The organism is Bradyrhizobium sp. LeoB3, from assembly GCF_055456055.1.
This window is the reverse complement of the sequence record NZ_JBVBEF010000015.1, coordinates 74,864-101,270: the sequence shown is the minus strand read 5'-3', so window position 1 is coordinate 101,270 and position 26,407 is coordinate 74,864. Positions and strand designations below refer to the sequence as shown.

Sequence of the window (26,407 nt, the reverse complement as noted above, 5' to 3'; positions counted from 1 at the left end):
CGCCGCTCACCCCGCGCCGATCAGCGGGATGGCTTCGTCACGTTCGAACAGGTAGAGCAGGCAGCGCAAGGCGTCGCCGCGCTCGCCTTTCAGCTTCGGATTGTCCTTCATGATGCGTAGCGCTTCGTCGCGGGCCTGCGCGATGAGCTGACCGTGCACCTCAGGCCGCGCGATGCGGTAGCCGGGGAGGCCGCTTTGGCGGATGCCGAGCACATCGCCTTCGCCGCGCAGCTTCAGGTCTTCCTCGGCGATACGGAAGCCGTCGGTGGTTTCGCGGATCACTTTAAGCCGCGCTTTTGCGATTTCGCCGGGCGGCTCCTGGTAGAGCAGCAGGCAGGTTGACGCCTCCGAGCCGCGCCCGATCCGGCCGCGCAATTGATGCAGTTGCGCAAGTCCAAAACGCTCTGCGTTCTCGATCACCATGATGGTCGCCGCCGGTACGTCGACGCCAACCTCGACGACCGTGGTGGCGACCAGCAGCGTGATCTCATGCGCTGCGAACTGCGCCATCACGGCGTCCTTCTCCGCGCCCTTCATCTGGCCGTGGACGAGACCGACACTGTCGCCGAAACGCTTCTGCAGGCTCTCGAACCGCTTGGTCGCGTTGGTCAGGTGTTCGGTGCCTTCGGCTTCGGATTCCTCCACCAGCGGGCAGATCCAGTAGACCAGCTTGCCCGCCGTCAGCGCGCGGCCGACGGCGTCGATGACGTCGCTGATGCGGCTTGCCGGCACGGCGCGGGTATCGATCGGCTGGCGACCGGCCGGTTTTTCTCGCAATTCGGAGATGTCCATGTCGCCGAAATAGGTGAGCACCAGCGTGCGCGGGATCGGCGTGGCGCTCAGCACCAACACGTCCACCGCTTCGCCTTTCGATGTCAGCGCCAGCCGCTCGCGCACGCCGAAGCGATGCTGCTCATCGACGATCGCAAGCGCCAGCGATTTGAAGATCACGTCGTCCTGGATCAGCGCATGGGTGCCGACCAAAAGATCGATCTCGCCGGCCTCGAGCCTGGCCAGCAATTCGCGCCGCTCCTTGCCCTTCTCGCGGCCGGTGAGGATCGCGACACGAAGACCGGCGCGCTCCGCTAGCGGGGCGATGGTCTTGATGTGCTGCCGCGCCAGGATTTCGGTCGGGGCCATCAGCGCGGCCTGCTTGCCGACTTCGGCGACGGCCGCGGCCGCGAGCAGCGCCACCACGGTCTTGCCGGACCCGACATCGCCCTGCAGCAGGCGCAGCATGCGCACCGGCTGGCGCAGATCTTCTGCAATCGCTGCCATAGCGGAGCGTTGCGAAGCCGTCAGTGCATAGGGCAGCGCGTCGATGATCTTGTTGCGCAGATTGCCGTCGCCGGCATTGCGGTCGCCGGCAGGCCGGCGGAGTTGGGCGCGGATCAGCGCCAGCGCCAATTGCCCGGCGAGCAGTTCGTCGAAGGCAAGGCGCGACCAGAACGGGCCGTCAGGCAGGATGTCGGTGAGCTCGACCGGCACATGTACACGCTGCAGCGCTTCCGCGATCGGCGGAAAGCTGCAGCGGCGCAGCACCTCCGGGCTGATCCACTCTGGCAATGCGGGCAGTTTCTGCAGCGCCTGCGTGATGGCACGGCGGAGCGAGCCGATCGCAAGTCCCTCGGTCAGCGGATAGACCGGATCGATGCCGGAGAGTTTTGCAAAACCTTCTTCGTCGACGACGCGGTCGGGATGCACGATCTGCGGGATGCCGTCGTACATCTGCAAGGTGCCGGAGACATAGCGCTTGGTTCCGACGGGAAGCAGCTTCTCGACATAGCCCGGCTGGGCGCGGAAGAAGGTGAGCACCACATCGGCGGTGTCGTCGCTGGCATAGACGAGATAGGGCGCACGCGAATTGCGCGGCGGGGCCGGGCGATGGCGGTCGATCGTGACCTCAAGCGTCACCATCGTGCCCGGAACCGCGTCGCGGATCTTCGGCCGCGCGCGGCGGTCGATCACGCTTGCGGGCAGATGCAGCAACAGATCGATCAGCCGCGGCGTCTCGCTACGGTCGAGCAGATAGCGCAGCAGCTTGTCCTGCTTCGGCCCGACGCCTGACAGGCTCGTGACCGGCGCGAACAGGGGATTGAGCAGAGCAGGGCGCATTCAGGTCTTTCGTCGTGCGAGACACGTCATGCGCGGACTTGATCCGCGCATCCATCTTCAAAAGAGGATGGATTGCCGGGTCAAGCCCGGCAATGACGGGAGGCGTTGATAATTGGGCACAAGAAGGGCTGACATCGGTCATCCCAGTCGCTATATCACCCCCGCCCGGCACGTCCGGGCTTTTGGCGCTTGGATGGATTTGGCGACATGACGGGAACGACACGGTCGAGCGGCGGGCTCGACAACCGCCGCAAGCGGCTATTGTTTCGCTGCTGGCATCGTGGCACCCGCGAGATGGACCTCATCCTCGGCCGCTTTGCGGACGCCGAAATCGGCAACCTCTCGGAGGCCGAACTGTCCGAGCTGGAGCATCTGCTCGAGGTGCCCGATCCCGACCTCTATGCCGCGCTAATCGGCGACAGGCCGCTTGACGAGGCAGGGGCGCTGTTTGGCCGCATCAAGGCGTTTCGCGCGGTGGAACACGACACATGAAACCACAAGCCAAATCGCCCGCCGCGCTGCTGGCCCCCGGGCGCGCGGTGACCTTTGCCAATGTCGCGGAGGGGGCCGAGGGGCTCATCATCGCCGATCTCGCGCGCGCGATCGCGGCGAAGCCGAAGCGGCCGGCGGTCAGCCTTGCCGTGGTCTGCCGCGACGGGGCGCGGATGCAGCAGCTTGCCCGCGCACTGGAATTCTTCGCGCCCGATCTTGCCGTGATGCAGTTCCCGGCCTGGGACTGCCAGCCGTATGACCGTGTCTCGCCGCATGGTGGCGTCCTGGCGCAGCGCCTGACCACGCTGGCACGACTGTCGCGGCTCGCCGGCAGCGACAAGCCTCTGATCGTGCTGACCACCGTGAACGCCATCGTGCAGCGGGTGCCGGCGCGCGAGGTGGTGGCGGCGCAGGCGCTGTCGGTCGCGCCGGGCCATGTCGTGCCGATGGACTCGATCGTCGCCTGGCTTGAGCACAACGGCTATACGCGCTCCTCCACCGTGCGCGAGCCCGGCGAATATGCGGTGCGCGGCGGCATCCTCGACCTGTTTCCGGCCGGGCTCGAGCAGCCCGTGCGCTTCGATTTCTTCGGCGATTCCCTGGAGTCGATCCGCACCTTCGATGCCGAGACCCAGCGTACGCTCCTGGACATGCGCGGGCTCGATCTGGTTCCGGTCTCGGAATTCCAGCTCACCACGGAGACCATCCGCCGCTTCCGGATGGGTTATGTCGCCGCCTTCGGCGCGCCGGAGCGCGACGATGCGCTGTATGAAGCCGTCACCGAAGGCCGCCGCCATCCCGGCATGGAGCACTGGCTGCCGCTGTTCCAGGAGCGGATGGACACGCTGCTCGACTATCTCGACGGCGCGCCGATCGCGATCGAGCCGCAGGGCGAGGACGCCGCGCGCGAGCGCTTCAAGCAGATTGTCGACTACTATGACGCGCGGCGCGAGGCGATGGAGCATCCCGGTGGCGGCGCGATCTACAAGCCCCTGCCGCCGGACCAGCTCTATCTCACCGAGGCAGAATGGACGCAGCGCCTGAACGATGGCGCACTGGCGCGGCTGACGCCGTTTGCCGTGCCCGAAGGCAGCACGGAGGTGTTCGACGCCGGCGCGCGGCAGGGCCGCAACTTCGCGCCGGAGCGCGCCGATACCTCCATCAACGTGTTCCAGGCCGTCGCCGCCCATGTGCAGGCCCTGCAGGCGCAGCGCAAGAAGGTGGTGATTGCGTTGTGGAGCGAGGGCTCGCGCGACCGCATGGGCTCGATGCTTCAGGACCACAAGCTCCACAATGTCACCAACGTCAACACCTGGCGCATGGTGCAGGCGACCCCGCGCAACGAGGCAATGCTCGCTGTGCTCGGCATGGAATCGGGCTTCGAGACCGACGATGTCGCCGTCATCAGCGAGCAGGATATCCTGGGCGACCGCCTGGTGCGGCCGCGCAAGGCGCATCGCAAGCTCGACAACTTCATCTCGGAGGTCACGAGCCTGTCGGCCGGCGATCTCGTCGTCCATGTCGAGCACGGCATCGGCCGCTTCGTCGGCCTGCAGACGCTGGAGGTCGGCGGCGCGCCGCATGACTGTCTCGAGCTGCATTATGCGGCGGAGACAAAACTGTTTCTGCCGGTCGAGAACATCGAGCTGCTGTCGCGCTACGGCTCCGACAGCGCCAATGTCGAATTGGATCGTCTCGGCGGCACTGGCTGGCAGGCGCGCAAGGCGAAACTGAAGAACCGCATCCGCGAGATCGCGGGCGAATTGATCAAGATCGCGGCCGAGCGCATGCTGCATGAAGCGCCGAAGATGCCGGTGCAGCCGCATGTCTATGACGAGTTCTGCGCGCGCTTCCCCTATGAGGAGACCGAGGACCAGCTCGGCGCGATCAACTCGACGCTGAAGGACCTCGAGAGCGGCCGCCCCATGGACCGGCTGATCTGCGGCGATGTCGGCTTCGGCAAGACCGAAGTGGCGCTGCGCGCGGCATTTGCGGTCGCGCTCGACGGCAAGCAGGTTGCGGTCGTGGTGCCGACCACACTGCTCGCGCGCCAGCACAGCAAGACCTTTGCCGAGCGCTTCCGCGGCTTCCCGGTCAATGTCGCGCAGGCCTCGCGGCTGATCCCGACAAAGGAGCTGACGCAGGTCAAGAAGGGGCTCACTGACGGCAGCGTCGATGTCGTCGTCGGCACCCATGCGCTGCTCGGCAAGTCGATCAAGTTCAAGGACCTGGGCCTTTTGATCGTCGACGAGGAACAGCATTTCGGCGTCGGCCACAAGGAGCGGCTGAAGCAGCTCCGGGCGCAGGTGCATGTGCTGACGCTGTCCGCGACGCCGATCCCGCGCACGCTGCAGCTTGCACTGACCGGCGTGCGCGAGCTCTCGATCATTGCCTCGCCCCCGGTTGACCGGCTCGCGGTGCGCACCTTCGTCGCGCCGCATGATCCCTTGATGATTCGCGAGGCGCTGCTTCGCGAGCGTTATCGCGGCGGGCAGGCGTTCTATGTGGTGCCGCGGATCGAGGATCTCGCTGGTGTCAAGGACTTCCTCGACAAGAACGTGCCGGAGATGAAGGTCGCGGTGGCGCACGGCCAGATGCCGCCGACCGTGATCGAGGACATCATGTCGGCGTTCTACGACGGCAAATACGACATCCTGCTGTCGACCACGATCGTCGAGTCAGGGCTCGATATCCCCAATGCCAACACGCTGATCGTGCATCGCGCCGACATGTTCGGCCTTGCCCAGCTCTATCAGCTCCGCGGCCGCGTCGGTCGCTCGAAGCTGCGGGCCTATGCGCTGTTCACGCTGCCGGCGCAGCAGAAGATCACGGCGCAGGCCGAACGGCGGCTCAAGGTGCTGCAGTCGCTGGAGACGCTGGGCGCGGGCTTCCAGCTCGCTTCCCACGACCTCGACATCCGTGGCGCCGGCAATCTGCTCGGCGAGGAGCAATCCGGTCACATCAAGGAGGTCGGCTTCGAGCTCTATCAATCGATGCTGGAGGAGGCGATCGTCAACCTCAAAGCCGGCGTCGCCGAGCCTGCCGCCGACCGCTGGTCGCCGCAGATCACGATCGGCATGCCCGTGCTCATTCCCGAGGATTACGTCAACGATCTTTCGGTGCGGCTGTCGCTGTACCGGCGGCTCGCCGATCTCGACACCGAAGAGGAGATCGACAATTTCGCAGTCGAGATGCGCGACCGCTTCGGCGTGCTGCCCGACGAGGTGCGCTATCTGTTCAAGGTCGCCACCATCAAGGCCTATTGCCGCCGCGCCAATGTCGAGAAGGTCGATGCCGGCCCGAAGGGCGCCGTGATCTCGTTCCGCGACAATGCCTTTGCCCAACCCGACCGCCTGGTTGCCTTCATCCGCCAGCATGGCCAGGCCGCCAAGGTGCGGCCCGACATGAAGGTCGTGTTCTTCCAGGAATGGAAGACTCCGGAGGAACGGCTTGCAGGGACAACGGAAATCCTGCGGCAACTTGCCAATCTCGCCGAGAACAAGAAGGCGGCGTAAGCTTGCCTTCCTGTCCGCGGGATGCCGGTCGCGCAGCGCGGCCGATCCCGAGCTTTTGAGACAATAGCTGGCTGTTAATATTACTGCTTAACTACCAGTTAAGTATGCGTTGGCGGCACGAAAGCGCATGGCCTAGCGTGCGCCGAATGCGGCTCCGTAATTGGCGAGTTGGTGCGTACCATGAGCTATCGAATCTGTGGCGCGTTGATCGCGTCTGTTGGCGCAGCAGCGCTTCTGTTCGCTGCGAATGATGCATCCGCGAGGTCGGGAGGAGCAGCGCGCGCCGGGGTTGCTTCGGCGCCGTCGGTTGTGCGCGGGCACGTTGGTCCTGCGTTCCGGCCGCATCGGCGAGGCTTTGTCGGTGGCTTCTGGCCGGGCACAGCAGGCTATTTCGATGCGCCAGCGATCGGCGAAGGCATCGCCGGCATACCGCAATCGCAATCGGTCTCGGGCGACTTCCGCAACACCTACACCTATGACGTCCCTTGGGACTGGGCCCATCGCTATCCGCCAATGGTTGCACCTTCCGATCGACCCTATGTCTCGAGCTGCCCCTCGGAGAGCGTGACGGTCCCCGGACGGCGCGGCGGAGAGCAGACCGTCAACATCATGCGGTGCTACTGACCAAGAAGCTTACGGCTGCGCCTGGCCGTCCCACGCATCGAGGCCGAGCTTCCAGAGCGGCGGCAGATCGGCGAAAGGCGGTGTGGTGTGGGCGATGACGATCGCCGCACGGCGGCTGTCCGAGTCGATCTTGCTGTTGATCGCCTTGACGTGCGCCTTGATCGCATCGACGCCGATATTGAGGATGCCAGCGATCTCATCGTTCGACTTGCCCAGGGCAATCCACGATGCCACCTCGATCTGGCGCGGCGTGAGCGTGGGGAAGGCCAGTCGCAGCCGATCGGCCGGAGTGAGCTTGGCGAGAGTGCGCTGCTGAGCCTGCCGATAGCTTCTTAGAATGTGCGGACGGAACGCTTCGAGACGGTCGCGATCCAAATCGCTGAAGGGCGGGCGATTGAGCACACGATGGCCGACGATCGTGACCACATAGTCTTCATGCTGCAGCACGATCGCCATCATCCGACGGGCACCTGACGGCAGGAACGCTTCCCTGGCCATGGGGAGTTCGACGTACTCTTCATCGGTGAAGAAATCCGACTCGCGCAGCGCGCGCTCGCCGTAGAAGGCAGGGTCATACTGCCAGAACGGGTGCGATTGTCGGTGACGGGCAAACGCCTGCATCGCGCGCGCACGCTTTTCAGGATCGTCTTCGACCGAAACCAACGCGCGAAAATCCTGACTCGCATGATGGAATTCGGAAAAGCTCACGACTTCCGCGTCGATCAGACGACTGACGCTCGTGAACAGCAAATCGGGTAGCGCGTGGAGATCGGGTTTCGATTCGTAAAGGCGGATGATTTCGGTGTCGAGCTACCGTCCCGGTTGCCCATGGGATTCTGCGTTGCAGTTTCTGGTTGGAATTGAATCTATTTGCGCGAGATTTGCGGCGATCGAGAACCCAATCTGTTGCAGCAAAGTCTCGCTCGTTTTTCTTAACGCTCACGCCACCGCCTGTATACCTTGCGGTCAGTAGTCAGATCGTGATTCATCGAAGACTGTTTGGGTGCGTGCGTTGTTTCCTCGGCGTCGTTGAGGAGCCAGCGTAAGTATGAACGTTGCTGAAGTCCAATGTCGCGAACTTTCGCGCGAACATCGGCATCGGTGATGGGCAAGTCGCCGCACAGGTTGACGTGATCAGAAGTCGTGCAAATGGCTTTGCGGCAACCACAGGCGCGTGCGGAAAATTGGTAGTGTCGTGGGGGCTGCAATGACGTGGAAATGTTCGGACCGCCAGTCGCGGGGCCACGATTGTCATCGCCGGCACGTTCGGCGCGTCATGCGCGTCGGTTCCACCGCTTTTTGTGTGGTTGTCGGCTTCACCATGGCGGCGTGGGCTGACGGAGGTCAGGGCGGCCCCGGGTTCGGCTGGACCCCTGGGGGTGGCGGCGCTGGTTACACCGGGAATCCAGGCCATAGCGTACGTGCTGATTCGCTCGCTGGCGGCGGCGGCGGCGGCGCGGGGGGCGGTGACGGTGGTAGTGCGTACGGCGGTCTTCCTGGTGGCACCGGAGGTACGGCGGGCGATCCGAACGGCCATGACGGACAGACCGGCCTCCTGGGCGGAAGCGGCGGTGGCGGCGGATACAATGGCAACGGCGCCGGCACAACGATTCTGACCAACACTGGGACGATAGTCGGCGGCCGAGGCGGCAAGGGCGGCGACGCCAATTCGGGGGGCGCGGGCGGCGGCGGCGGTGGCGGGGCAGGCGGGTACGGAGCCGTGATCACCGGCAACGGCGCCAGCAGCAATAGCGGGACCATCACCGGTGGCAGTGGCGGCGACGGCGGCAAGTCGGGAATTTACGGTGGCCCCCCGTATCCTGACACCGGCGGTGGTGGCGGCAGCGGTGGCGTGGGCGTTCAATTCAGTGCCACAGGTGCCAGCTTCACCAACACCGGGACAATCGCTGGGGGCACCGGCGGGACGGCCGGCGCAGCCGTCGGCGCTGGAGGTGGTGGCGTCGGAGGCGCTGGCGGTGCCGGCCTTGCCGGGGCCGCACTTTCGGTTGTCAACATTGGCAACATCACCGGCGGCATAGGCGGCAGCGGCGCCGTGGGATATGGCGGCGTCCTGGCTCCCGCTGGGAGCGGCGGCGCTGGCGTGTCTCTGAGTGCCGCCTCGTCGCTCGACAACCGCGGCATCATTCGCGGCGGTCTCGGAGGCGGCAGCGGTGGGGCGGCGCGCAGTGGTGGCGGAGCCGGTGCCATTCTGTCAGGTTCATCCCTCAGCAACACAGGATCGATCATCGGGGGAGATGGCTGGAGCGGCGGCACCCTTGGCGGCGGCGCCGGCATCGTCGGCACGGATGCCACTGTCATCAACAACGGCACGATTTCAGGCGGCTTGTCCAACGACGGCGTGACACGTGCCAATGCTCTCACGTTTCTTGGTGGGGCAAACACACTCATCTTCGGCAGTTCGACGCCGGGCCTGACCGGCAATATTGCAATCCAGGCCGGCACGCTGACGTTTGACCAATCCCTGGACATCACGCTCAGCAATGTGATCACCGGAGGCGGTGCTCTCATCAAGGCCGGTTCGAAGACCCTGGTTCTCAATGGCCAGAGCACCTACACCGGTCCAACCACCGTCAATGCCGGCAAGCTCGTGGTCGGCGATGACAACCACGCCGGCGCGAGCCTCGCCAGCACCGTCACTGTGAACGGCGGCGGCACGCTCGGCGGCATCGGTACCATCGGCGGCCTCGCTGTTGCGAATGGCGGCGCCGTCGCGCCCGGCAATTCGATCGGCACCCTGAACGTCGCCGGCAATCTCAACTTCGCGGCCGGCTCGATCTACCAAGTCGAGACCAATGCGGCCGGCCAATCCGATCGGATTGTCGCTACCGGGACCGCAAGCGTCACGGGGGGCACCGTGCTGGCGCTGGCGCAGAGCGGAATCTTTTCGCCGCAGACAGTCTACACCATCCTCACCGCGAACGGCGGCGTCACCGGCACGTTTGCGGATGTCAGCAGCAGCCTCATCTTCCTGACGCCGACTTTGAGCTACGGTGCCAACGACGTATTCCTGAGATTCGCCCGCAGCAGCACCGCATTCCCCGACGTCGCGGAGACCCCAAACCAGCGCGCGGCGGCCGGCGCCTTGCAGGAGAGTTCACTGACCAGCCCGCTGGTGATTGCCGTGCTCAACCAGAGTGCGGCCGGCGCGCGGCAGGCGTTCGATGCGCTGTCGGGCGAAGTGCGTGCCAGCGCGCAGACCGCAATGATCGACGACGCCCGCTATCTGCGCGAGGCCGTGCTCGGACGGTTGCGGCAGGCTTCATTCACCGGCGACGCGGGGCCGATGGCCGCGCTCACCTCCGGAGGCCCGCAGTTGGCCGCGTCGGCCAGTCCTGCGCTCGCCTATGCGGGGGTGGGCAAATCGGCTTTCCCGATGAAAGCGCCGCCCGCGCGGCTTCCCGAGACGGCGTTCTGGGCGCAGGGCGTCGGCGCCTGGGGCCGGTTCGACGGCAACGGCAATGCCGCAGGCATGACGCGCGATCTTGCCGGCTTCTTCAGCGGCGTCGACCATCGCTTCGCTCCCAACTGGATCGTGGGCATCGCCGGCGGCTACACCAGTTCAACCGTCCGCGTCAGCGACCGGACGAGTTCCGCTGATGTCGAGACCGCCCATCTCGCCGGTTATGTCGGTGCGACCTACGGTGCGCTCAGCCTGCGCGGCGGTGCGGCGACAAGCTTCAGCACGCTCGATACCAGCCGTTCGATCGTCTTCCCGAACTTCTTCGACACCGCGCGCGCCCGCTACGACGCCACCACGGCGCAGGTGTTCGGCGAGGTGGGTTATGGGCTGACCGTCGGACAGGTTGCGCTCGAACCGTTTGCGGGGCTCGCCTGGGTCCATCTCGACACCAACAGTTTCAATGAGACCGGCGGTAGCGGCATCGCCGCGTTGCTCGGCTCCGGCACCAAGGAAGACGTCGGCTACTCGACGCTCGGCGCGCGCATCGCCACCAGCTTCCTGCTGACGAACGGCATGTCGCTGACGCCGCGCGCCTCGGTGGCGTGGCAGTACGCGCTCGGTGATGTCACCCCGACGGCGGCGCTGGCGTTCCAGAGCACGGGCGCGAACTTCATGGTCGCGGGCGTCCCGCTCGCGCGCAACGCGGCGCTGGTCGAAGGCGGGCTCGACCTGCGGGTCACGCCGCAAGCCAGCGTCGGCATCTCCTACGTCGGCCAGCTCGCGAACCGCGTGCAGGATCATTCGGTCAAGGGCAGCTTCTCCTGGAGATTCTAGAGCCCGATCCGGAAAGGTAGAAACCGGCTTTCCCTCGCGACAACGCGAAGCGTTCGCGCGGAGATCATGATCCAGGAGCGCACTAAAGCGCGATGAGATGAGGATGAATCATCATCGCGCTTTAGGTTATTGTTTGAGCATGATCTTTCGGAAAACCGCTTCACACTTTTCCGGATCATGCTCTAGCAGAGGCGCGACGCAAACCCCACCACACGCGATGAGTGTCGTGCGGGGGAACTTCGGCGTGGCGGCAGCCAGGGCAGCGCTCTCCACCCCGAAGGTTCCAGCCGCAACCATACGAGCGCGATCACGATCAGCGGCGCATAGCGGTGGCGCCTCTGGCGCAATCCTATGTCCTCCGCAGTAAGGGTCCGTTTCCGAGACAACAGGGAGATGATCCATGTCTCAGGCTGAACGCTTCGATGTCGTCATCCTTGGCAGCGGTCAGGGCGGCAAGCAGCTCGCATGGCACCTTGGCCGTTCCGGCAAGAAAGTCGCCGTGGTCGAGCGCCGCTGGGTCGGCGGCTCCTGTCCGGCAGTCGCCTGTCTCCCGTCGAAGAATGAAATCTGGAGTGCGCGGGTCGCTCACCTCGTGCGGAACGCTGCGCATTTCGGGACACTGACTGGCGCCGTCAAAACCGATATGGGCAAGGTGCGCGCTCGCAAACAGGGCATGGTCGACCGCGAGATCGCATTCCACCTGAACGCCTACAAGGAGAGCGGCGCGGAACTCATCATGGGCAGCGGCCACTTCGTGGGTCCGAAGACCCTTCAGGTCGCGTTGAACGATGGGGGTACCCGCTTGCTCGCCGGTGACGAGGTTGTCCTCAATGTTGGTACGCACGCAGCCATTCCTGAGATCGCCGGTCTCAAGGCCGGGCGTGCGCTTACTCATATCGAAGCGCTAGAGTTCGACTACGCGCCGTCGCACTTGATCGTACTCGGGGGCGGCTATGTCGGTGTCGAAATGGCACAGGGCTTCCGTCGGTTCGGCAGCCGGGTGACAATCATCGAGCCGGGTCGCCAGCTCATGGGACGGGAAGATGCCGATGCGGCCGAAGAGATTCAGCGCATTCTGAGCGGCGAGGGGATTGACGTGTTGCTGAACGCCCAGCCCGTCAGTGTCCATGGTGTTTCCGGCGATACAGTCTCGGTGAGCGTGCGCACCCCCAAGGGTGAAGAGAAGATCGAAGGCAGCGACTTGCTTGTGGCAGTTGGCCGGGTCGCCAACACCGCCGGCATCGGGCTCGACGAAGCCGGAATAGAACTCGATGCCCGCGGCTTCATCCGGGTCAACGAACGACTGCAAACGAGTGCGCCCGGTGTTTGGGCGATCGGCGAATGCTGCGGCAGTCCCCAGTTCACGCATGTCTCGATCGATGACTTCAGAATTGTAAGGGACAACATGGTCGGCGGCAGCCGCAGGACCGATGATCGCCTCATTCCCTATGTCGTGTTCACCGATCCGCCGCTCGCACGTGTCGGCCTCTCCGAGCAGGAAGCCAAGCGGCAGGGTATCCCTGCGCGTGTCGCGAAGCTGCCGATGAGCCATGTCCTGCGCACCGAGGCAACCGACGAGACCGATGGCTTCATGAAGGTGGTCGTCAGCGCGAATGACGACCGTGTCCTCGGCTTCTCAATGATCGGTTCCGAGGCCGGCGAGGTCATGGCCGTCATCCAGACCGCAATGCTCGCCGGCTTGCCGTACCCAAAGTTGCGTGATGCCGTCATCGCCCATCTCACCATCGCGGAAGGATTAGGCCCGCTGTTCGCAAACGTGCCGCCGCGGTCTTGATCGGAGGCAGGCGCTCCTTGCGCCGCTATGATGCCGCGCGGTGCGCCTCGTCGTGTAGCCGCGCGAGCAGCGATCTTGCCGTGTCGTTCGACAGCAGCGTAGCGACGCTCACGCTGGGATCGGAACGCATATCGTGCGTGCCATGGCTGGTGTGGCGCATGACGCTGGACAGGCGACGCGCGATGGCATGGGCGTTGCGCAAGTCGGCGCCCGCAAATACGACGATGACCGATCCGTCTTCCTGGGCCGCGCCGAAATCCATCTGGCGCATCAGGCGGCTGATAATGCGCGCGCCGTCGAATTGCGCGCGGGGATGGTCGGGATCGAAGGCGAAGCGCGCCACACTCAACGCGCCGCCGTGCTCGGTGGCCTGATAGACGGCGGTGGCGAAATCGCGCTCAAAGGCAATGCGGGTGAGCAGGCCAGTGCGCGCATCGATCAGGCCCTTGGCGTCGATCGCGCGCAACGTCCGGCTCAAATGCACTTCGAATGCGTGCTGGCGCACCAAGGGCAGAGCGATCGCGGCGACGTCGGCCGGCTCGCGGGCAACCAGCTCGAGATGGGGCAGTTCGTAGCTGGGGGCAAGCCCGTCCGGCGTTACCACGACCGGCAGATTGCGGAAGCGGGCGTCTTCGGCAAGCACCGTCAGGAAGGCATCGATCACACGCAGCGTAAAGCCTTCGCCGAGAACGATGCCATCGACGTCGCGAGAATTGAGATGCTTGGCGGCCGCCTCGATACTGAGTGCGCCGACCACGCCGCAACGCTCGCCGAGCACAACCGAGAGCGCCGGGTAGGCGCCGCCGCGGCCAATCAGGAGCACGGTCGCGTCGCGGCTGGTGTCGATATCCGAAAGCAGGATCGGCGAGGGCGGTACCAGGCGCCGCATCACGGTCGAATGCAGCGAGCGGATGCGCAGCACCGCGTTCAGACGCGCGACCAGGCGACTGGGATGCTTCTCGGCATGAAAGAACGGAATGGCATTGTCGGGCAACGCCGCTTCGGGATTGACGGCGATCAGCGGCAGATAGGGCTGGCGTGGCGCGATCATCGCTGCCAATTCGGCAAGTCCCGCCTCATCTCTGCTCGAGGCAGCGGCGATCACGGCGGCTGGCTGTACCTGGGTGACAGCGCGCGCGGCGTCAGTCCATGTGGTCTCGATTACCGGGAACAGCCTGCTCTCATCGAGCGCGCGCGCAAAGGCTGGCCGACCCGTGGTCGAGGCAATCAGGATCGGGCCTTGCTGGGGCATTCGGCAACTCGGATCGGGCGGAAGCGTTGGCTGCGATGCTAGTTGCCGCCGCTTAATGCAGCGTCAACGTTAGTTCATGATCCGATTTGACGAAATCGGATCATGAACTCATCTCCTTGTTTAAGCATGATCTCCGCGCAAACGCTTCGCGTTTGTCGCGAGGGAAAACCGGTTTCCACTTTTCCGGACCACGCTCTAACGCGGGGTTTGCTCAATGCCGCCGGTCCGATCGCGAAAGGCTTCGACCATCAATGGATTGAGGCCGAGTTCTGTCATGGCGTTGCGGGCGCGCGCATTGTCCTGGGCGCGTCCGGCGAGGCGATGGCCGGCGAGGCGGTCGGGCAGAGCGGTGAGCAACGCGCCCTGGCCGAGTCGGCGCGACCATTCCTGCAGGTCGTTGGCGAGGAAGCGGTAGCCACCAACCGCCATGATGCCGGACGGAGGCGCGGTGATATTGATGGCGCCCGTCGAACGGTCGAGCCGCGCTGCGTATTCAGTGTCGACGTAGTCGCGGGGGGGCGGCGCTATCAACGTGTCGTTCGGCACTTGCGGCGGTGCGTAGGCTGCGGCAGGCACCATCGGCCCACGCAGGCCAAGCGTACCCGTTGGCGTCAGCAGGATCTCGCCGGCAATGGAGGAGCCCGGAAGCTCGCGCGGCGCGCCATGCGGACCCGGTTTGATCGGCGCGGGCGAACCGTCCTCGGCGGTCCGGCGCGCGCCAAACAGGCCGGCTTCGCCGAACAGATAGACGTCCGTCAGCGTCGCGCGCTGCGCGGTCCAGGAGGCGCCGGCGGCGACCTGTTCGGGCGCCCGCCACAGCCCGATCACGTTGCGCACGCTCGGCATGTTGACGTCGAGGTCAAGTTCAGCCAGCCGCAGCGCCAGAGGCGCAGGCGCAATCAGCGTGTCGCAGGCATGGTCGTTGATCTGGGTCTGCAGCACCTCTTCATCGAAGGGGTGGTGCAGCACCAAAGTGCCGCCGGTGAGCAGCCAGACCGCAAGCGAAGAAGCCAGGCCTGCGAAGGACATCGGGGTAAAAGCTGACATGATGGTTGCGCCCTGCGGCACGTCGCTTTCCAGCGACATCGCAAGTCCGCCGGCGATCACGGCGAAATGGGCGCGCGGTACCGGACGGAAGCCATCGGCGGTCACATCGAAGGAGATCAGCGAGGCCTTGCGGCCGTCCTGGATCACCGCCCGCGTGGTCGAGGATTCCCGCAGGATAGCTTGGTCGAGCGACGCCATGCCTTCAGGCAGGTCGCTGCCGAAACCGCAGACATGGCGGATCGAGAACGCTTCCGCCGCCGCGTTCATCGCGAAGTCGGCGTAGATGACGCCGTCGATCCGGCTCGTCGTCACGATTGCCCGCGCGGCGGTGCGGTTCAATGCCGCGGTCAGTTCGGCGTGCCGCCAAAGCAGCGGCATCGGCGCGACCACCAGGCCGCAGCGATGGGCCGCCAGCACCGTCAGCGCGAATTCGACCGTGTTCGGCAATTGCACGGCCAGCACGGAATTGGCCGGCAATCCCGCTTCAATGAAATGCGCCGCTAGCGCCGAGATCGCGCGGTCGGCTTGCGCATAGGTCAGCCGCTTGCGCGTCTGGCCGGTGATGCGCTGCTTGTTGAGCGGATCGACCAGCGCCAGTGCGTCCGGCTGCCGCGCCAGCACGCGCTTGAACAGGGAATCAAGAGTGGGCGAAGCGGACTGGGTCACGGGTTCAACGTCGGTTGCATCAACTTCGGTTGCATTACTTGGCCTGCGGCTACTTCGGTTGCGGCTCTGGCTTCTGCCACCAGGTCTCCGGCAGGTAGCCGGTCAGGGCAGTGCTCTCTGGTCGTTCTATCCGATTCCAGCGCGCGATCCATTGCTCCGCGATGTTAAACAGCGGAATTGCGTAGAAGCCGGACATCAGCGTGCGGTCCAGCGCCCGCACCGCCGAGACGAAGGCGGGCTGCTCCCGCGCCTCCAGCAGCGCGGCGATCAGGGCATCGATCGCCGGATCCTTGGCGCCCATGTAATTCCGGGTGCCGGGGATATCGGCGGCCTGGCTGCCCCAATAGAACGACTGCTCGTTGCCGGGCGACAGTGACTGATCCCAGCGGTTCTGGAGCATGTCGAACTCATAGCCGAGCCGGCGCTGGTCGAACTGGACCGGATCGACCGCCCGCACGCGCGCCTCGATGCCGGCACGCTTGAGGTCGCGCTGGTAGGCGAGCGCGATCCGCTCCTGGTCGCGGGTCGTCACCAGGATCTCGAATGCAAACGGCGCCTTGGTCGCGCGGTTGCGCAGCACAGTGCCCTCGAGCTCGTAGCCGGCCTCCGACAGCAGTGCGAGTGCGCCGCGCAGCGCGGTGCGATCGCGGCCTGAGCCGTCACTGACCGGCAGGTGATAACTGCCGTCGAGAATGTCGGGCGCAATATGCGCGTTCGCCTGCTGCAGCAATTCTCGTTCGCGCTCGTCGGCAGGGCGGCCATAGGCGGACAGTTCCGAGCCGGCGAAGAAGCTGCCGCTGCGGGCATAGAGGCCGAAGAAGTAGTTGCGGTTGATCCATTCGAAATCGAACAGGAGCGTCAGCGCCTTGCGCACGCGGACGTCTGCAAATAGCGGACGGCGGGTGTTGAACACCAGGTATTCGGAAGGTTGCGGCATTCCGGTCTTGATGGTGTCGCGGATTACCTCGCCGTTGCGGGCCGCGGGGAAATCATAGCCGTCGTGCCAGCGCAGTGGCTCGGCCTCGACGCGGAAATCGTAGAGCCCGCGCTTGAAGGCTTCGAACTGGCCGTTGGCCTCGCGGTAGAAATCGAGCCTGATCTCGTCGAAATTGTAGAGGCCGCGATTGATCGGAAGGTCGCGGCCCCAATAATCCGGATTGCGCACCAGCGTGACGCTCGCGCCCGGCTTCACCGCGCCGACGCGATAGGGGCCGGAGCCGATCGGTCCCGTCAGTGTTGTGTCCTCGAAGGTCGCCGGATCGACCGCGTGTTTCGGCAACACCGGCATCAAGCCGAGAATCAGCGGCAGTTCGCGGTCGTTGGCGCCTGTGAGATCGAAGCGCACCGTGAGCGGATCGGGGGAATCGGCTTTCGCGACTTTCGCATAATATTGCCGGTGGTTGGGACGGCCGTGATCGCGCAGGAGCTCCCAGGAGAACAGCACGTCTTCGGCCGTGACGGGCTTGCCGTCGGAGAAGCGGGCGTGGGGATCGAGATGGAAGGTAACGTAGCTTCTCGCATCGTCGCTCTCGACGGTCTTGGCGAGCAGGCCGTAGAGCGTGAACGGCTCGTTATTGCCGCGCGCCAGCAGGCTCTCGACGACGAAGCCCCTGATCTGCTGCACCGCGAGACCACGAACGATCAGCGGGTTGAGGCTGTCGAACGTCCCGAGAATGCCCCAGGTCAGCCGGCCGCCTTTGCGCGCGTCGGGATTGGCGTAGGGCATATGGGTGAAATCGGCCGGCAATGCCGGCGCGCCGTGCATTGCGATCGCATAACTTTCCGCCGCCTGCGCCGGGCTGGTCCCGACCAGCGCGAGCACGATGGCAAAACCCAGCGCGGCGAGGGCGCCACGCCCAGATGCAACCCAAGAAACGCGCGGAGCAACGCGTCGGTCTGATTCGCGAAATCTCACGGAACGAGCTTTACCACAGGACCCTGCAACTCGCCGTGACGTTGGGGCAAACCTGCTTGCCGGCATTGATCTTTTCGTCTGCCGCTGTATTGAAGGCGTGCAATTGAACAAGGCGGCAACGCCTGTCACGTATCCGCCTCAATTGACTAGGAGACAGCCGCCCCAAACGGCTAGGTGTCGGTGCCTGCAGCGGTTTCGGGCGCCGCCGTTGAGAAAGGGTTTTCCGCAATGAATTTCCGTATCTTGGCCGCGTCGGCCCGGCCGCGTGGGCGAATTTTCGCCGCCTTGGCAGCGACGGCCCTGTCCGCGGCCGTGCTTGTTCCCGAGGCCGGAGCTCAGCAGCCGGCGGCTCCTGCCGCACCAGCGGCACCGAAGGCTGCTCCCAAGGCGGCGCCGAAGGCTGCCCCCAAGGCGCCCGCGCCGGCGGCCCAAGGTCAGCCGCCCGCCCAGGGCGCTCCGACCGCGCAAGCCCAGCCGCAGCAGCCGCCGCCCCAGGATCAGCAGGTTCAGCTCATCTACGCGCCCTGGACCAAGTTCTGCCTCAAGGGCCAGGATGCCAACGCCAAGCAGGTCTGCTTCACGGGCAAGGACGGCCGTATCGAGTCCGGCCAGCCGGTGATCGCCGCCGTGATCATCGAGCCCGAGGGTGAGCCGAAGAAGATCCTGCGCGTCACGCTCCCGCTCGGCATGCAGCTCGTGCACGGCACCCGCATCATCGTCGACAACAACCCGCCGCAGCAGGCGCCCTATGTGATCTGCTTCGCCAATGGCTGCATGTCGGACTATGAGGCAACCCCCGAGTTGCTCAACAGCCTGAAGAAGGGCCAGAACCTGGTGGTGCAGGCGATCAACGCCAACGGCGCGCCGCTGACGCTGCCGCTGCCGCTCGTCAACGAATTCGCCAAAGCCTATGACGGTCCGCCGACCGACCCGAAGGTGTTCGAGGAAAACCAGAAGAAGCTGCAGGAAGAGCTGCAGAAGCGCGCGGAAGAGGCCCGCAAGAAGCTTGAGGCCAATCCGCCGGCGACGGGCGTCTCCAGCCCGCCCCCCGCGAAGTAACGGCGGGAAGCTTCCCGATACGTCAAAGGCGCTCCCGCAGGAGCGCCTTTTTTGCTACGGGAACGATCTGATCCGCGCCGCTGCGATGCAGCATCCGTGTCGCGTGCGAGCTAATTCAGCGAAGGATTGCGCGGACGGTAGCCGCCGGACTTGTCTTGGATGAATATCTCGGCAACTTGGGAGTGCCGGACCGGTTCGCCGGAATTGTCGGGCAGCAAGTTCTGCTCGGAGACGTAGGCGACGTATTCGGTCTCGGCGTTTTCGGCGAGCAGGTGATAGAAGGGCTGATCCTTGTGCGGCCGCACCTCTTCCGGGATCGACAGCCACCACTCCTCGGTGTTGTTGAACTCCGGATCGATGTCGAAGATCACCCCCCGGAAGGAAAACACCCGGTGGCGGACGATCTGCCCAATCTGGAACTTAGCGGTACGCGCTTTTATCATAGCTCGTCGATAGACCATGATGACGGCGGATGCTAGGGGCAAGCGCGCGAATTAACCTTTCGCCTCCTGCCGGATTTTCCGGCATTTCCTTTGGAAAATCCCCAAAAAGACGCCTTCCGTGGTCGATATCCTCAATCTTGCGCTGCCTTACTTCGGGCTGATCTTCATCGGTTTCGCCTGCGGCAAGGCCAAGGGTCTGCCCGAGTCGGGGCTTGCCTGGATGAATTTCTTCCTACTCTACGTCTCGCTGCCGGCGCTTCTATTCGGCATCATGTCGAAGACGCCGTTCTCGGAACTCAACAATCCGCCGTTCCTGGTGGCGACCACGCTCGGAACGATGATCGCCTTCTTCCTGGCGATGCTGGTCGCCAAGCTCCTGGGGCGGCTGTCGCTGCGCGAGGCGACGCTCGCGGGGCTCTCCGGCGCCTATGGCAACATCGGCTACATGGGTCCGGGTCTGGCGCTCGCGGTGTTGGGGCCGAAGGCTGCTGCGCCGACCGCGCTGATCTTCTGCTGTGACAGCATCTTCCTGTTCTCGATCGTGCCGCTCTTGATCGAACTGACGGACCGCGAGCATCCCTCGCTGTTGCACGCGCTGGGGGTGACGGCGCGCCAGATCGTGCTGAACCCGCTGATCATGGCGGCGTGCTTCGGCGCACTTGCCGCGGCCCTGCACCTGCGTTTTTCGGTTGCGCTGGATAGTACGCTCTTGTTCCTGCAGAACGCGGCGGCGCCGGTGGCGCTGTTCGTGCTCGGCGTCACCGTCGCGCTGCGGCCGCTCGATCGGATTCCGTGGGACGTGCCGGGCGTGATCACCGTCAAGCTTCTGGTCCATCCGCTGCTCGCGTTCGGCTTGATGCTGGCGTTCGGTCCCTTCGCTCAGCCTTGGGCTGCGACCGCGGTGCTGATGGCCTCATTGCCGCCGGCGCTCAACGTGTTCGTGATCGCGCGGCAGAACGACACCTGGGTCAAACCGGCGTCCGTCGCCGTGCTGGTCGGCACCTTTGCCTCCGTCGTGACGCTGACCAGCGTAATGTGGGTGCTGCAGACGGGAAGGCTAAGCTTTCCCTAAAGAGCTTCAGCTCACGCGCCGCCAAGACGGCGCGAGTCCCTCGCGCATGGCGAGCCGCCGCAGCGGGCCGATCGATCCGATCAGGTGCAGGCCAGTGGCGCGGATCGACTGCATCGGGAGGAAATCGCTGAGCAGCGAACGGTTGGCGAGATCGATGACGAAGGTCCGGCTCATGACATCGCCGCGCCGTGCCGCCTGGTAGCGCGCCAATACCTGCGGCGAGCCGGGGTCCTCGCCATGCGCGAGCGCTTCGCCGGTGAGCCTGGCGATATCGGCTGCGTCCCGCAGCCCGAGGTTGAGGCCCTGCGCGCCGATCGGCGGCACCACATGGGCGGACTCGCCGACCAGCGCGACCCGGTTCCTGGCAAACTGCCTGGGCTGTTCGATCGCCAGAGGAAACAGATTGCGCCCCGGCTCGACCTCGACGCGGCCGAAAATCGAATGCGATTGCTTCTCGGCGGCGTCAGACAGTTCCGCATCGGAGAGCGCCTTCAGCCGCTCGGCTTCCGCGGCCGAGGAAACCCAGACCACGCTGCAGCGGTTGCCGGGCAGGGGCACGAACACGACGGGGCCGTGCTGTGTGTGGAATTCGGTCGAGATGTTCTTGTGCGGGCGCGAGTGGGCGATGTTGAAGGTGAGGGCCGACTGCTTCAAGTCGCGGCGGCTGATTTCGATGCCGGCCGCCTCGCGCGACTGCGACTGCCGGCCGTCGGCTCCGACCACCAGCCGCGCCGCCAGCGGCTCGCGGCGGCCGGTCCGGATCGTGACCATGGTGTCTTCCGGATTGATGATCTCGGCTTCGTCGTCGATGCGGGTCAGACCAGGCAGTTCGGCCGCACGTTGTTCGAGCGCCGCGACCAACGAGCGGTTGTCGATATTGAAGCCGAACTGCTCAAGATCGATCTCGTCGGACGAGAACCTCACTTCCGGGGCGCGGATCAGCCGCCCGGTGTCATCGACCAGCCGCATCACCTTCAGCGCCGCGGCCTTCTCGGCCAGACGCCGCCAGACATCCAGCCGCTCGAGCAGCTCGACGGAGGCGCCGAGCAGCGCCGTGGTGCGGTTGTCGGCGTAGGGCGCGCGGCGGGCGAGCAGGGCGGTCTTCGCCCCGGCATCCGCAAGCGCGATGGCGGCGGTCAGCCCAGCAGGGCCACCGCCGACGACTACGGCGTCATAGACATGCGGTGCATCACTCATATCGGAACATTTGACGGGATTGGCGGCATTTTCAAGCCATCAAATTCGCTAAAATCTTTCCACCGATTTGCGCGGCGGAACGCCGCAAGCGCGGATATGCAAACACAGGCGATTCCTGATAGCACTGCCCGGCGATGGAAATCGACCAGACCAGCCAGCCAGCTACGTTTCCGGCATCGCTGCGGATGCGGATGGCGGCGTTCTCCGTGCATATCTTCACGGCGATGGGGGCGGGCGTCGCGCTGCTCGCGCTGATGGAGGCCGTGCGCGAGCACTGGGCCAATATGTTCGGCTGGCTCGGGGTGGCGCTGGTCATCGATGCGATCGACGGTCCGATTGCGCGCAAGCTCGACGTGGTGCGGCTGCAGCCGAACTGGTCCGGCGAGGTGCTCGACCTCGTCGTCGATTTCGTCACCTATGTCTTTGTTCCCGCCTATGCGATCACGGCTAGTCATTTGCTGCTGCCGCTGGCGGCGCCGATCCTCGGCATCGGTATCGTGATCTCGAGCGCGCTGTACTTCGCGGATCGCAGGATGAAGTCCGCCGACAATCATTTCCGCGGCTTTCCGGGCCTTTGGAACGCAGTGGCATTCTACCTGTTCCTGCTGCATCTGCCGCCGGCGTGGTCGAGCCTTGCCGTGGCGATTATGATCGCGCTCACCTTCGCGCCATTCCACGTGCTGCATCCCCTGCGTGTCACGCGGCTGCGCTGGCTCACACTGTGGCTGATGGCCGCCGGAGCGGTGCTGGCGCTGTACACGCTCGCCCGTGACTTTGACGTCGGCACGCCGATCATCGTGGCACTCTGCGTGATCGCGGCCTATGTCGCCGGCAGCGACGCCGTCATCCGGTTGATGAGGTCACTCAGAGCATGATCGAACTTTTGGCCAGCCCGGAAGCGTGGGCGGCGCTACTCACGTTGACTGCGCTGGAGATCGTGCTTGGCATCGACAACGTGATTTTCCTGTCGGTGCTGGTCTCCCGCATCCCGCCGCACCAGGCAAAGCGCGCGCGTCAGATCGGATTGTTCCTGGCGCTCGTGTTCCGCATCCTGCTGCTCAGCCTCCTGGTGTGGCTGATCGGGTTGACGGAGCCGGTGATCACGGTGAGGGGGCTCGCGCTGTCCTGGCGCGACATCATCCTGATCGGCGGCGGGCTGTTCCTCATCGCAAAGGCGACGCATGAGATCCACGGCGAGGTGGAAGCGCGGGAAGGTGACGAAGAGGCGGCGTCCGGCCGCAGCGCGTTCTTCTGGGTGATCGTCCAGATCATCATTATCGACATGGTGTTCTCGCTGGACTCGATCATCACCGCGATCGGCATGGCGCAGGATCTGGAGGTCATGATCGCCGCCGTCGTGATCGCCTGTATCGTCATGTACGTCTCGTCGGGGCCAGTGGCGCGTTTTGTCGCAGAGCATCCGACCACCAAGATGCTGGCGCTGGCGTTCCTGCTGTTGATCGGCGTGGCACTGGTCGCCGACGGTTTCCACTTCCACATCCCGCGCGGCTACATCTATTTTGCGATGGCATTCGCAGCCGCGGTGGAGACGTTCAACGTGCTGGCGAGGCGTAACCGCAAGAAGGCGGTCAAGTAGCCGATCCAGCCCGCGAGTTGACAACAAGGCGCCGATGGCATTCGGTTCCGTGGCTACGGGATAAGTTGAGGAGAGCCGATATGACCAAGGCCGTGCGCGTGCACAAGGTGGGAGGCCCGGAAGTCCTCACTTACGAGGATGTCGAGGTGCCGGCACCTGCGGCGGGCGAGGTGCGGATTCGTCAGCACGCGATCGGGCTCAACTTCATCGATACCTATTTCCGCACCGGCCTCTATAAGGCGCCCGGTCTTCCCTTCATCGCCGGCAACGAGGCGGCAGGCGAAGTGGTGGCGGTCGGACCCGGCGTGACCAATTTCCATCCCGGCGACCGTGTCGCCTATTATTTCAACCTCGGCGGCTATGCCACCGAGCGCGTCATCCCCGCCGACAAGGTGGTGAAGCTGCCCGACCATATCACCTATGAGCAGGGCGCCGTGCTGATGCTGAAGGGGTTGACGGTCTGGTATCTCCTGCACAAGACCTTCAAGGTGGAGCCGCATCACCGCGTGCTGATCCATGCGGCGGCCGGCGGCATCGGATTGCTCGCCTGCCAATGGGCGCGCGCGATGGGCGCCCACGTCATCGGCACCGTCGGCTCAAAGGAGAAGGCCGATCTCGCGCTCGCCAATGGCTGCGATCACGTCATCCTCTACAATGAGGAGGATTTTGTCGCGCGGGTGAAGCAGATCAGCCGGGGCGAGCTCTGCGACGTCGTCTATGATGGCGTCGGCAAGACCACCTTCCCGGGTTCACTGTCGTGCCTGAGGCCGCGGGGCCTGTTCGTGAGCTTCGGCAACGCGTCCGGCCCGGTGCCGCCATTTGCGCTCGCCGAACTGAACAATCACGGCTCGCTGTTTGCGACCCGGCCGAAGCTCAACGACTACGTCGCCACCCGGAAGGAATTGCTCGAAGGCGCCGACACGCTGTTTGCCGCCGTGATCAACGGCAAGCTGCACGTGCCGATCAACCATGCTTACGCGCTGAAGGATGCCGCGCGAGCGCATACCGATCTGGAGAGCCGCGCGACCACGGGGGCGTCGATTTTGAGGCCGTAATCGTGACCGTCATTCCGGGGCGATGCGTTAGCATCGAACCCGGAATCTCGAGATTCCGGGTTCACGCTTCGCGTGCCCCGGAATGACGATGGGACGGTTACGCCACCCGGCGCGCGGCTCCTACCTGTGTGAGGATTGCATCCAGACCCTCGGTCATCTCCGCGATCTCGGTCCGAGACACGTTGAGCGCGGGCATGAAGCGCAGTGCGTCGGGTTGCGGCGCGTTGATCAAGAGGCCTTTCGAGAACGCTTGCGCCACGATCGCTGCGCCGATAGGCAATTTCAGATCGAGCGCAAGCAACAGTCCGCGTCCGCGCACTTCGCCGAGGCCATGCCGGGCCGAGAGGCGCTGCAATTCGCTTTCAAGGAACAGGCTGGTATCAGCGACGGACTTCAGGAATTCCGACTTGCCGACCTGCTCGAGCACGGCAAGCCCCGCCGCGCACATAAGCGGATTGCCGTTAAAGGTGCCGCCCTGGTCGCCATGCTCGAAGCAGGCCGCATGCTCGGTCGCGAGCAGGGCGGCCAGCGGCACGCCGCCGCCGATGCCCTTGCCGAGCGTCATGATGTCAGGTGCAATCCCGGCATGTTCGTAATGGAAGAGCTTTCCGGTGCGGCCCATGCCGGTCTGGATCTCGTCGACGATCAGGAGCAGGCCCTGCTCGCCGGTCAGCGCGCGCAGCTGTTTCAGGAATTGATCGGTCGCGGGCCAGACGCCGGCCTCGCCCTGGATCGGCTCCAGCATCACGGCAACCGTATTCGATGAAATCAGCTCCTTCACCGAGGCAATGTCGTTGAGCCGCGCTTTGCGGAAGCCAGGCACCTTCGGCTCGAAGAGTGGTTCGAATGCTTTCTTGCCGGAGGCCGACATGGTCGCCAGCGTGCGGCCGTGAAAGCCGCCCTCGAAGGTGATGATCTCGAAGGCGCCGTTCTTGTATTTCGTCCCATATTTGCGCGCGAGCTTGATCGCGCCTTCATTGGCTTCCGCGCCGGAATTGGCGAAGAACACCTCGTCGAAGCAGCTGTTCTCGACAAGCGCATTGGCAAGCTTGAGGCTGGGTTCATTGTAGAAGGCCGGGCTCGGGGTCAACAGACACTTGGCCTGTGTGGCCAGTGCTTCCGCGACCGCAGGCGGCGAATGGCCGAGGCAGTTGACGGCCCAGCCCTGCATGAAATCGAGATAGCGGCGGCCAGAATCATCCCAGAGATAGGAGCCTTCGCCGCGGACAAACACGGTCTTCGGGCGCGCGGTGATGTCCATCAGCGCGTCGAACGGAGGCAGGGCGTTGGGCATGTCAGGCTCCTTGATTGGCTGGGATGAAAGGGCAGGCGGCAACGCAAGAAGGCCGCACTTTTGAGGGTGCGGCCTTCTCGAAAACCTTAGGCTGAACTAGCTAGTCAGCGCTGGCGTCGGACATGGCGCAACCCATCATCGTCGCGGGTGCGACGACGGAAAGTGGCGCGGCGGATGGTCCGGTTCAGCTTCATGGCGATGGGCCATACAGCCCAAGGGCAGGGAATGTCAAGTCGCGCGCCGCGCCTCTTCGGTCTCCTCCTCGCCCCAATCGGCATCGACAATCGATGTGTCGATCAGCTCGCCGCGGAGCAGGGCAAGCGGCGATTTGTAGTACAGCGCGATGTTGTGGAACGGATCGGTCAGGACCTTCCAGACCCAGATCAGCCCGGTCGGCACGTCCTTGATGACGAAGAGCTGAATCATGCGAGCGAGCCCGCCGGCGATGCCGATCGCGAGCCACACGGTACCGACGTGGCGGATGAAATCGAGCCTGGTGACCGGCGGTGAGAACAGGCCGAACAACGTCGGAAAGGCAAACAGCGCGACCGGCGCGAGGCCCCAGACGACCAGCAGGACGATCTTGCGGCTCTGGTTGTAGCCGACCTTGATCGCTTCCTTGTATTCGTTGGTGACCTTGTTCACGGCGTCATAGCCGTTGGGCTCGAAGAAGAAATGCCCGGTCTGCCGCGTCAACATCGCGAGCCAGCCGACCAAGCCGGCCATCGCCGGATCGGTGAACAGCAGCCCGTAGCAGACCAGGAATATGAGAGCGCTGATCAGGTGCAGCGTCTGATTGATGCGGCTCTGGTGGTAGTAGCGGTAATCGTCCCAACGTTGCGTTCGCAGTGTGTCCGAGATGCGGCTCATCATTCACCCCTTAAGATTTGAAGGTGCGCGAGCCATAGGCCGAGTCCGTGAATGGAGCGTGACATCTTGAAGTTGTTGTAATTATAGATGAGTATCTAAGATTGGGCGCGCGAAAGCGGCTTCGCAGGCTGCGAATTTATCGGG

At 64.7% G+C, this 26,407-nt stretch carries 19 protein-coding genes; 10 read left to right on the top strand and 9 right to left on the bottom strand.

What is annotated here, in order from left to right; translation table 11 throughout:
* Positions 1-6: 6 nt before the first annotated feature.
* Entirely contained in the window at positions 7-2,115 is a 2,109-nt protein-coding gene (recG, locus tag ACZXDY_RS13670; protein ID WP_464345841.1) for an ATP-dependent DNA helicase RecG, read from the bottom strand.
* A gap of 207 nt (positions 2,116-2,322) precedes the next feature.
* Between recG and ACZXDY_RS13665 the strand changes: the two genes are divergently transcribed.
* The 3 genes from ACZXDY_RS13665 (at position 2,323) to ACZXDY_RS13655 (ending at position 6,746) form a co-directional block, all read left to right on the top strand.
* Positions 2,323-2,607, top strand: coding sequence for an FAD assembly factor SdhE (locus tag ACZXDY_RS13665; protein ID WP_464345840.1), 285 nt, complete (start codon positions 2,323-2,325; stop codon positions 2,605-2,607).
* Positions 2,604-6,122 carry a transcription-repair coupling factor gene (mfd, locus tag ACZXDY_RS13660; protein WP_456644881.1) on the top strand — a complete coding sequence of 1,173 codons (3,519 nt, stop codon included), beginning with the start codon at positions 2,604-2,606 and terminating at the stop codon, positions 6,120-6,122. The genes ACZXDY_RS13665 and mfd overlap by 4 nt, the downstream gene beginning before the upstream one ends.
* Before the next feature lie 180 nt (positions 6,123-6,302).
* A complete protein-coding gene (locus tag ACZXDY_RS13655) occupies positions 6,303-6,746 on the top strand; it encodes a hypothetical protein (RefSeq protein ID WP_464345839.1) in 444 nt (147 codons plus the stop codon).
* Between the two features lie 9 nt (positions 6,747-6,755).
* Here the strand turns inward: ACZXDY_RS13655 and ACZXDY_RS13650 are convergent, their stop codons facing one another.
* Positions 6,756-7,496, bottom strand: coding sequence for a helix-turn-helix transcriptional regulator (locus tag ACZXDY_RS13650; RefSeq protein WP_464345838.1), 741 nt, complete (start codon positions 7,494-7,496; stop codon positions 6,756-6,758).
* Positions 7,497-8,022: 526 nt separating this feature from the next.
* Here ACZXDY_RS13650 and ACZXDY_RS13645 point away from each other — a divergent pair.
* Positions 8,023-11,001, top strand: a complete 2,979-nt coding sequence (locus ACZXDY_RS13645; protein WP_464345837.1) for an autotransporter outer membrane beta-barrel domain-containing protein — start codon at positions 8,023-8,025, stop codon at positions 10,999-11,001.
* A gap of 400 nt (positions 11,002-11,401) precedes the next feature.
* Entirely contained in the window at positions 11,402-12,796 is a 1,395-nt protein-coding gene (locus ACZXDY_RS13640; RefSeq protein ID WP_464345836.1) for a mercuric reductase, read from the top strand.
* Between the two features lie 25 nt (positions 12,797-12,821).
* Here ACZXDY_RS13640 and ACZXDY_RS13635 read toward each other — a convergent pair whose 3' ends face one another.
* The 3 genes from ACZXDY_RS13635 to ACZXDY_RS13625 all read right to left on the bottom strand — a co-directional run bounded on the left by ACZXDY_RS13635 (position 12,822) and on the right by ACZXDY_RS13625 (position 17,526).
* Entirely contained in the window at positions 12,822-14,048 is a 1,227-nt protein-coding gene (locus tag ACZXDY_RS13635) for a GGDEF domain-containing protein (RefSeq protein WP_464345835.1), read from the bottom strand.
* Positions 14,049-14,243: 195 nt separating this feature from the next.
* Positions 14,244-15,761, bottom strand: coding sequence for an AMP-binding protein (locus ACZXDY_RS13630; RefSeq protein ID WP_464345834.1), 1,518 nt, complete (start codon positions 15,759-15,761; stop codon positions 14,244-14,246).
* 49 nt (positions 15,762-15,810) lie between these two features.
* Complete coding sequence (locus tag ACZXDY_RS13625; protein WP_464345857.1) at positions 15,811-17,526, bottom strand: extracellular solute-binding protein; 1,716 nt, start codon at positions 17,524-17,526, stop codon at positions 15,811-15,813.
* A 378-nt stretch (positions 17,527-17,904) separates the two neighbouring features.
* On the opposite strand from ACZXDY_RS13625, the gene ACZXDY_RS13620 reads away from it, so the two are divergent.
* Positions 17,905-18,735: an invasion associated locus B family protein gene (locus tag ACZXDY_RS13620; RefSeq protein ID WP_028166474.1), complete on the top strand. Its 831-nt coding sequence runs from the start codon at positions 17,905-17,907 to the stop codon at positions 18,733-18,735.
* Between the two features lie 110 nt (positions 18,736-18,845).
* Here ACZXDY_RS13620 and hspQ read toward each other — a convergent pair whose 3' ends face one another.
* Positions 18,846-19,178 (bottom strand): heat shock protein HspQ, encoded by a 333-nt coding sequence (hspQ, locus tag ACZXDY_RS13615; RefSeq protein WP_028166473.1) that lies wholly within the window; start codon positions 19,176-19,178, stop codon positions 18,846-18,848.
* A 118-nt stretch (positions 19,179-19,296) separates the two neighbouring features.
* Here hspQ and ACZXDY_RS13610 point away from each other — a divergent pair, with 118 nt between their 5' ends.
* Entirely contained in the window at positions 19,297-20,250 is a 954-nt protein-coding gene (locus ACZXDY_RS13610) for an AEC family transporter (RefSeq protein ID WP_028166472.1), read from the top strand.
* 6 nt (positions 20,251-20,256) lie between these two features.
* On the opposite strand, the gene ACZXDY_RS13605 is transcribed toward ACZXDY_RS13610, so the two are convergent.
* The gene (locus tag ACZXDY_RS13605; protein WP_464345833.1) at positions 20,257-21,447 is read right to left on the bottom strand and encodes a UbiH/UbiF family hydroxylase; all 1,191 of its coding nucleotides are present in this window, start codon (positions 21,445-21,447) and stop codon (positions 20,257-20,259) included.
* 134 nt (positions 21,448-21,581) lie between these two features.
* On the opposite strand from ACZXDY_RS13605, the gene pcsA reads away from it, so the two are divergent.
* The 3 genes from pcsA to ACZXDY_RS13590 all read left to right on the top strand — a co-directional run bounded on the left by pcsA (position 21,582) and on the right by ACZXDY_RS13590 (position 24,099).
* Positions 21,582-22,322, top strand: coding sequence for a phosphatidylcholine synthase (pcsA, locus tag ACZXDY_RS13600; RefSeq protein WP_051397005.1), 741 nt, complete (start codon positions 21,582-21,584; stop codon positions 22,320-22,322).
* The gene (locus ACZXDY_RS13595) at positions 22,319-23,044 is read left to right on the top strand and encodes a TerC family protein (protein WP_028166469.1); all 726 of its coding nucleotides are present in this window, start codon (positions 22,319-22,321) and stop codon (positions 23,042-23,044) included. Before pcsA ends, ACZXDY_RS13595 begins: the two co-directional genes overlap by 4 nt.
* Positions 23,045-23,124: 80 nt before the next feature.
* Positions 23,125-24,099: a quinone oxidoreductase family protein gene (locus tag ACZXDY_RS13590; RefSeq protein ID WP_464345832.1), complete on the top strand. Its 975-nt coding sequence runs from the start codon at positions 23,125-23,127 to the stop codon at positions 24,097-24,099.
* A 97-nt stretch (positions 24,100-24,196) separates the two neighbouring features.
* Here the strand turns inward: ACZXDY_RS13590 and ACZXDY_RS13585 are convergent, their stop codons facing one another.
* The gene (locus ACZXDY_RS13585; RefSeq protein ID WP_464345831.1) at positions 24,197-25,393 is read right to left on the bottom strand and encodes an acetylornithine transaminase; all 1,197 of its coding nucleotides are present in this window, start codon (positions 25,391-25,393) and stop codon (positions 24,197-24,199) included.
* 228 nt (positions 25,394-25,621) lie between these two features.
* Positions 25,622-26,263 carry a membrane protein gene (locus ACZXDY_RS13580; RefSeq protein WP_028166466.1) on the bottom strand — a complete coding sequence of 214 codons (642 nt, stop codon included), beginning with the start codon at positions 26,261-26,263 and terminating at the stop codon, positions 25,622-25,624.
* Positions 26,264-26,407: the final 144 nt, after the last annotated feature.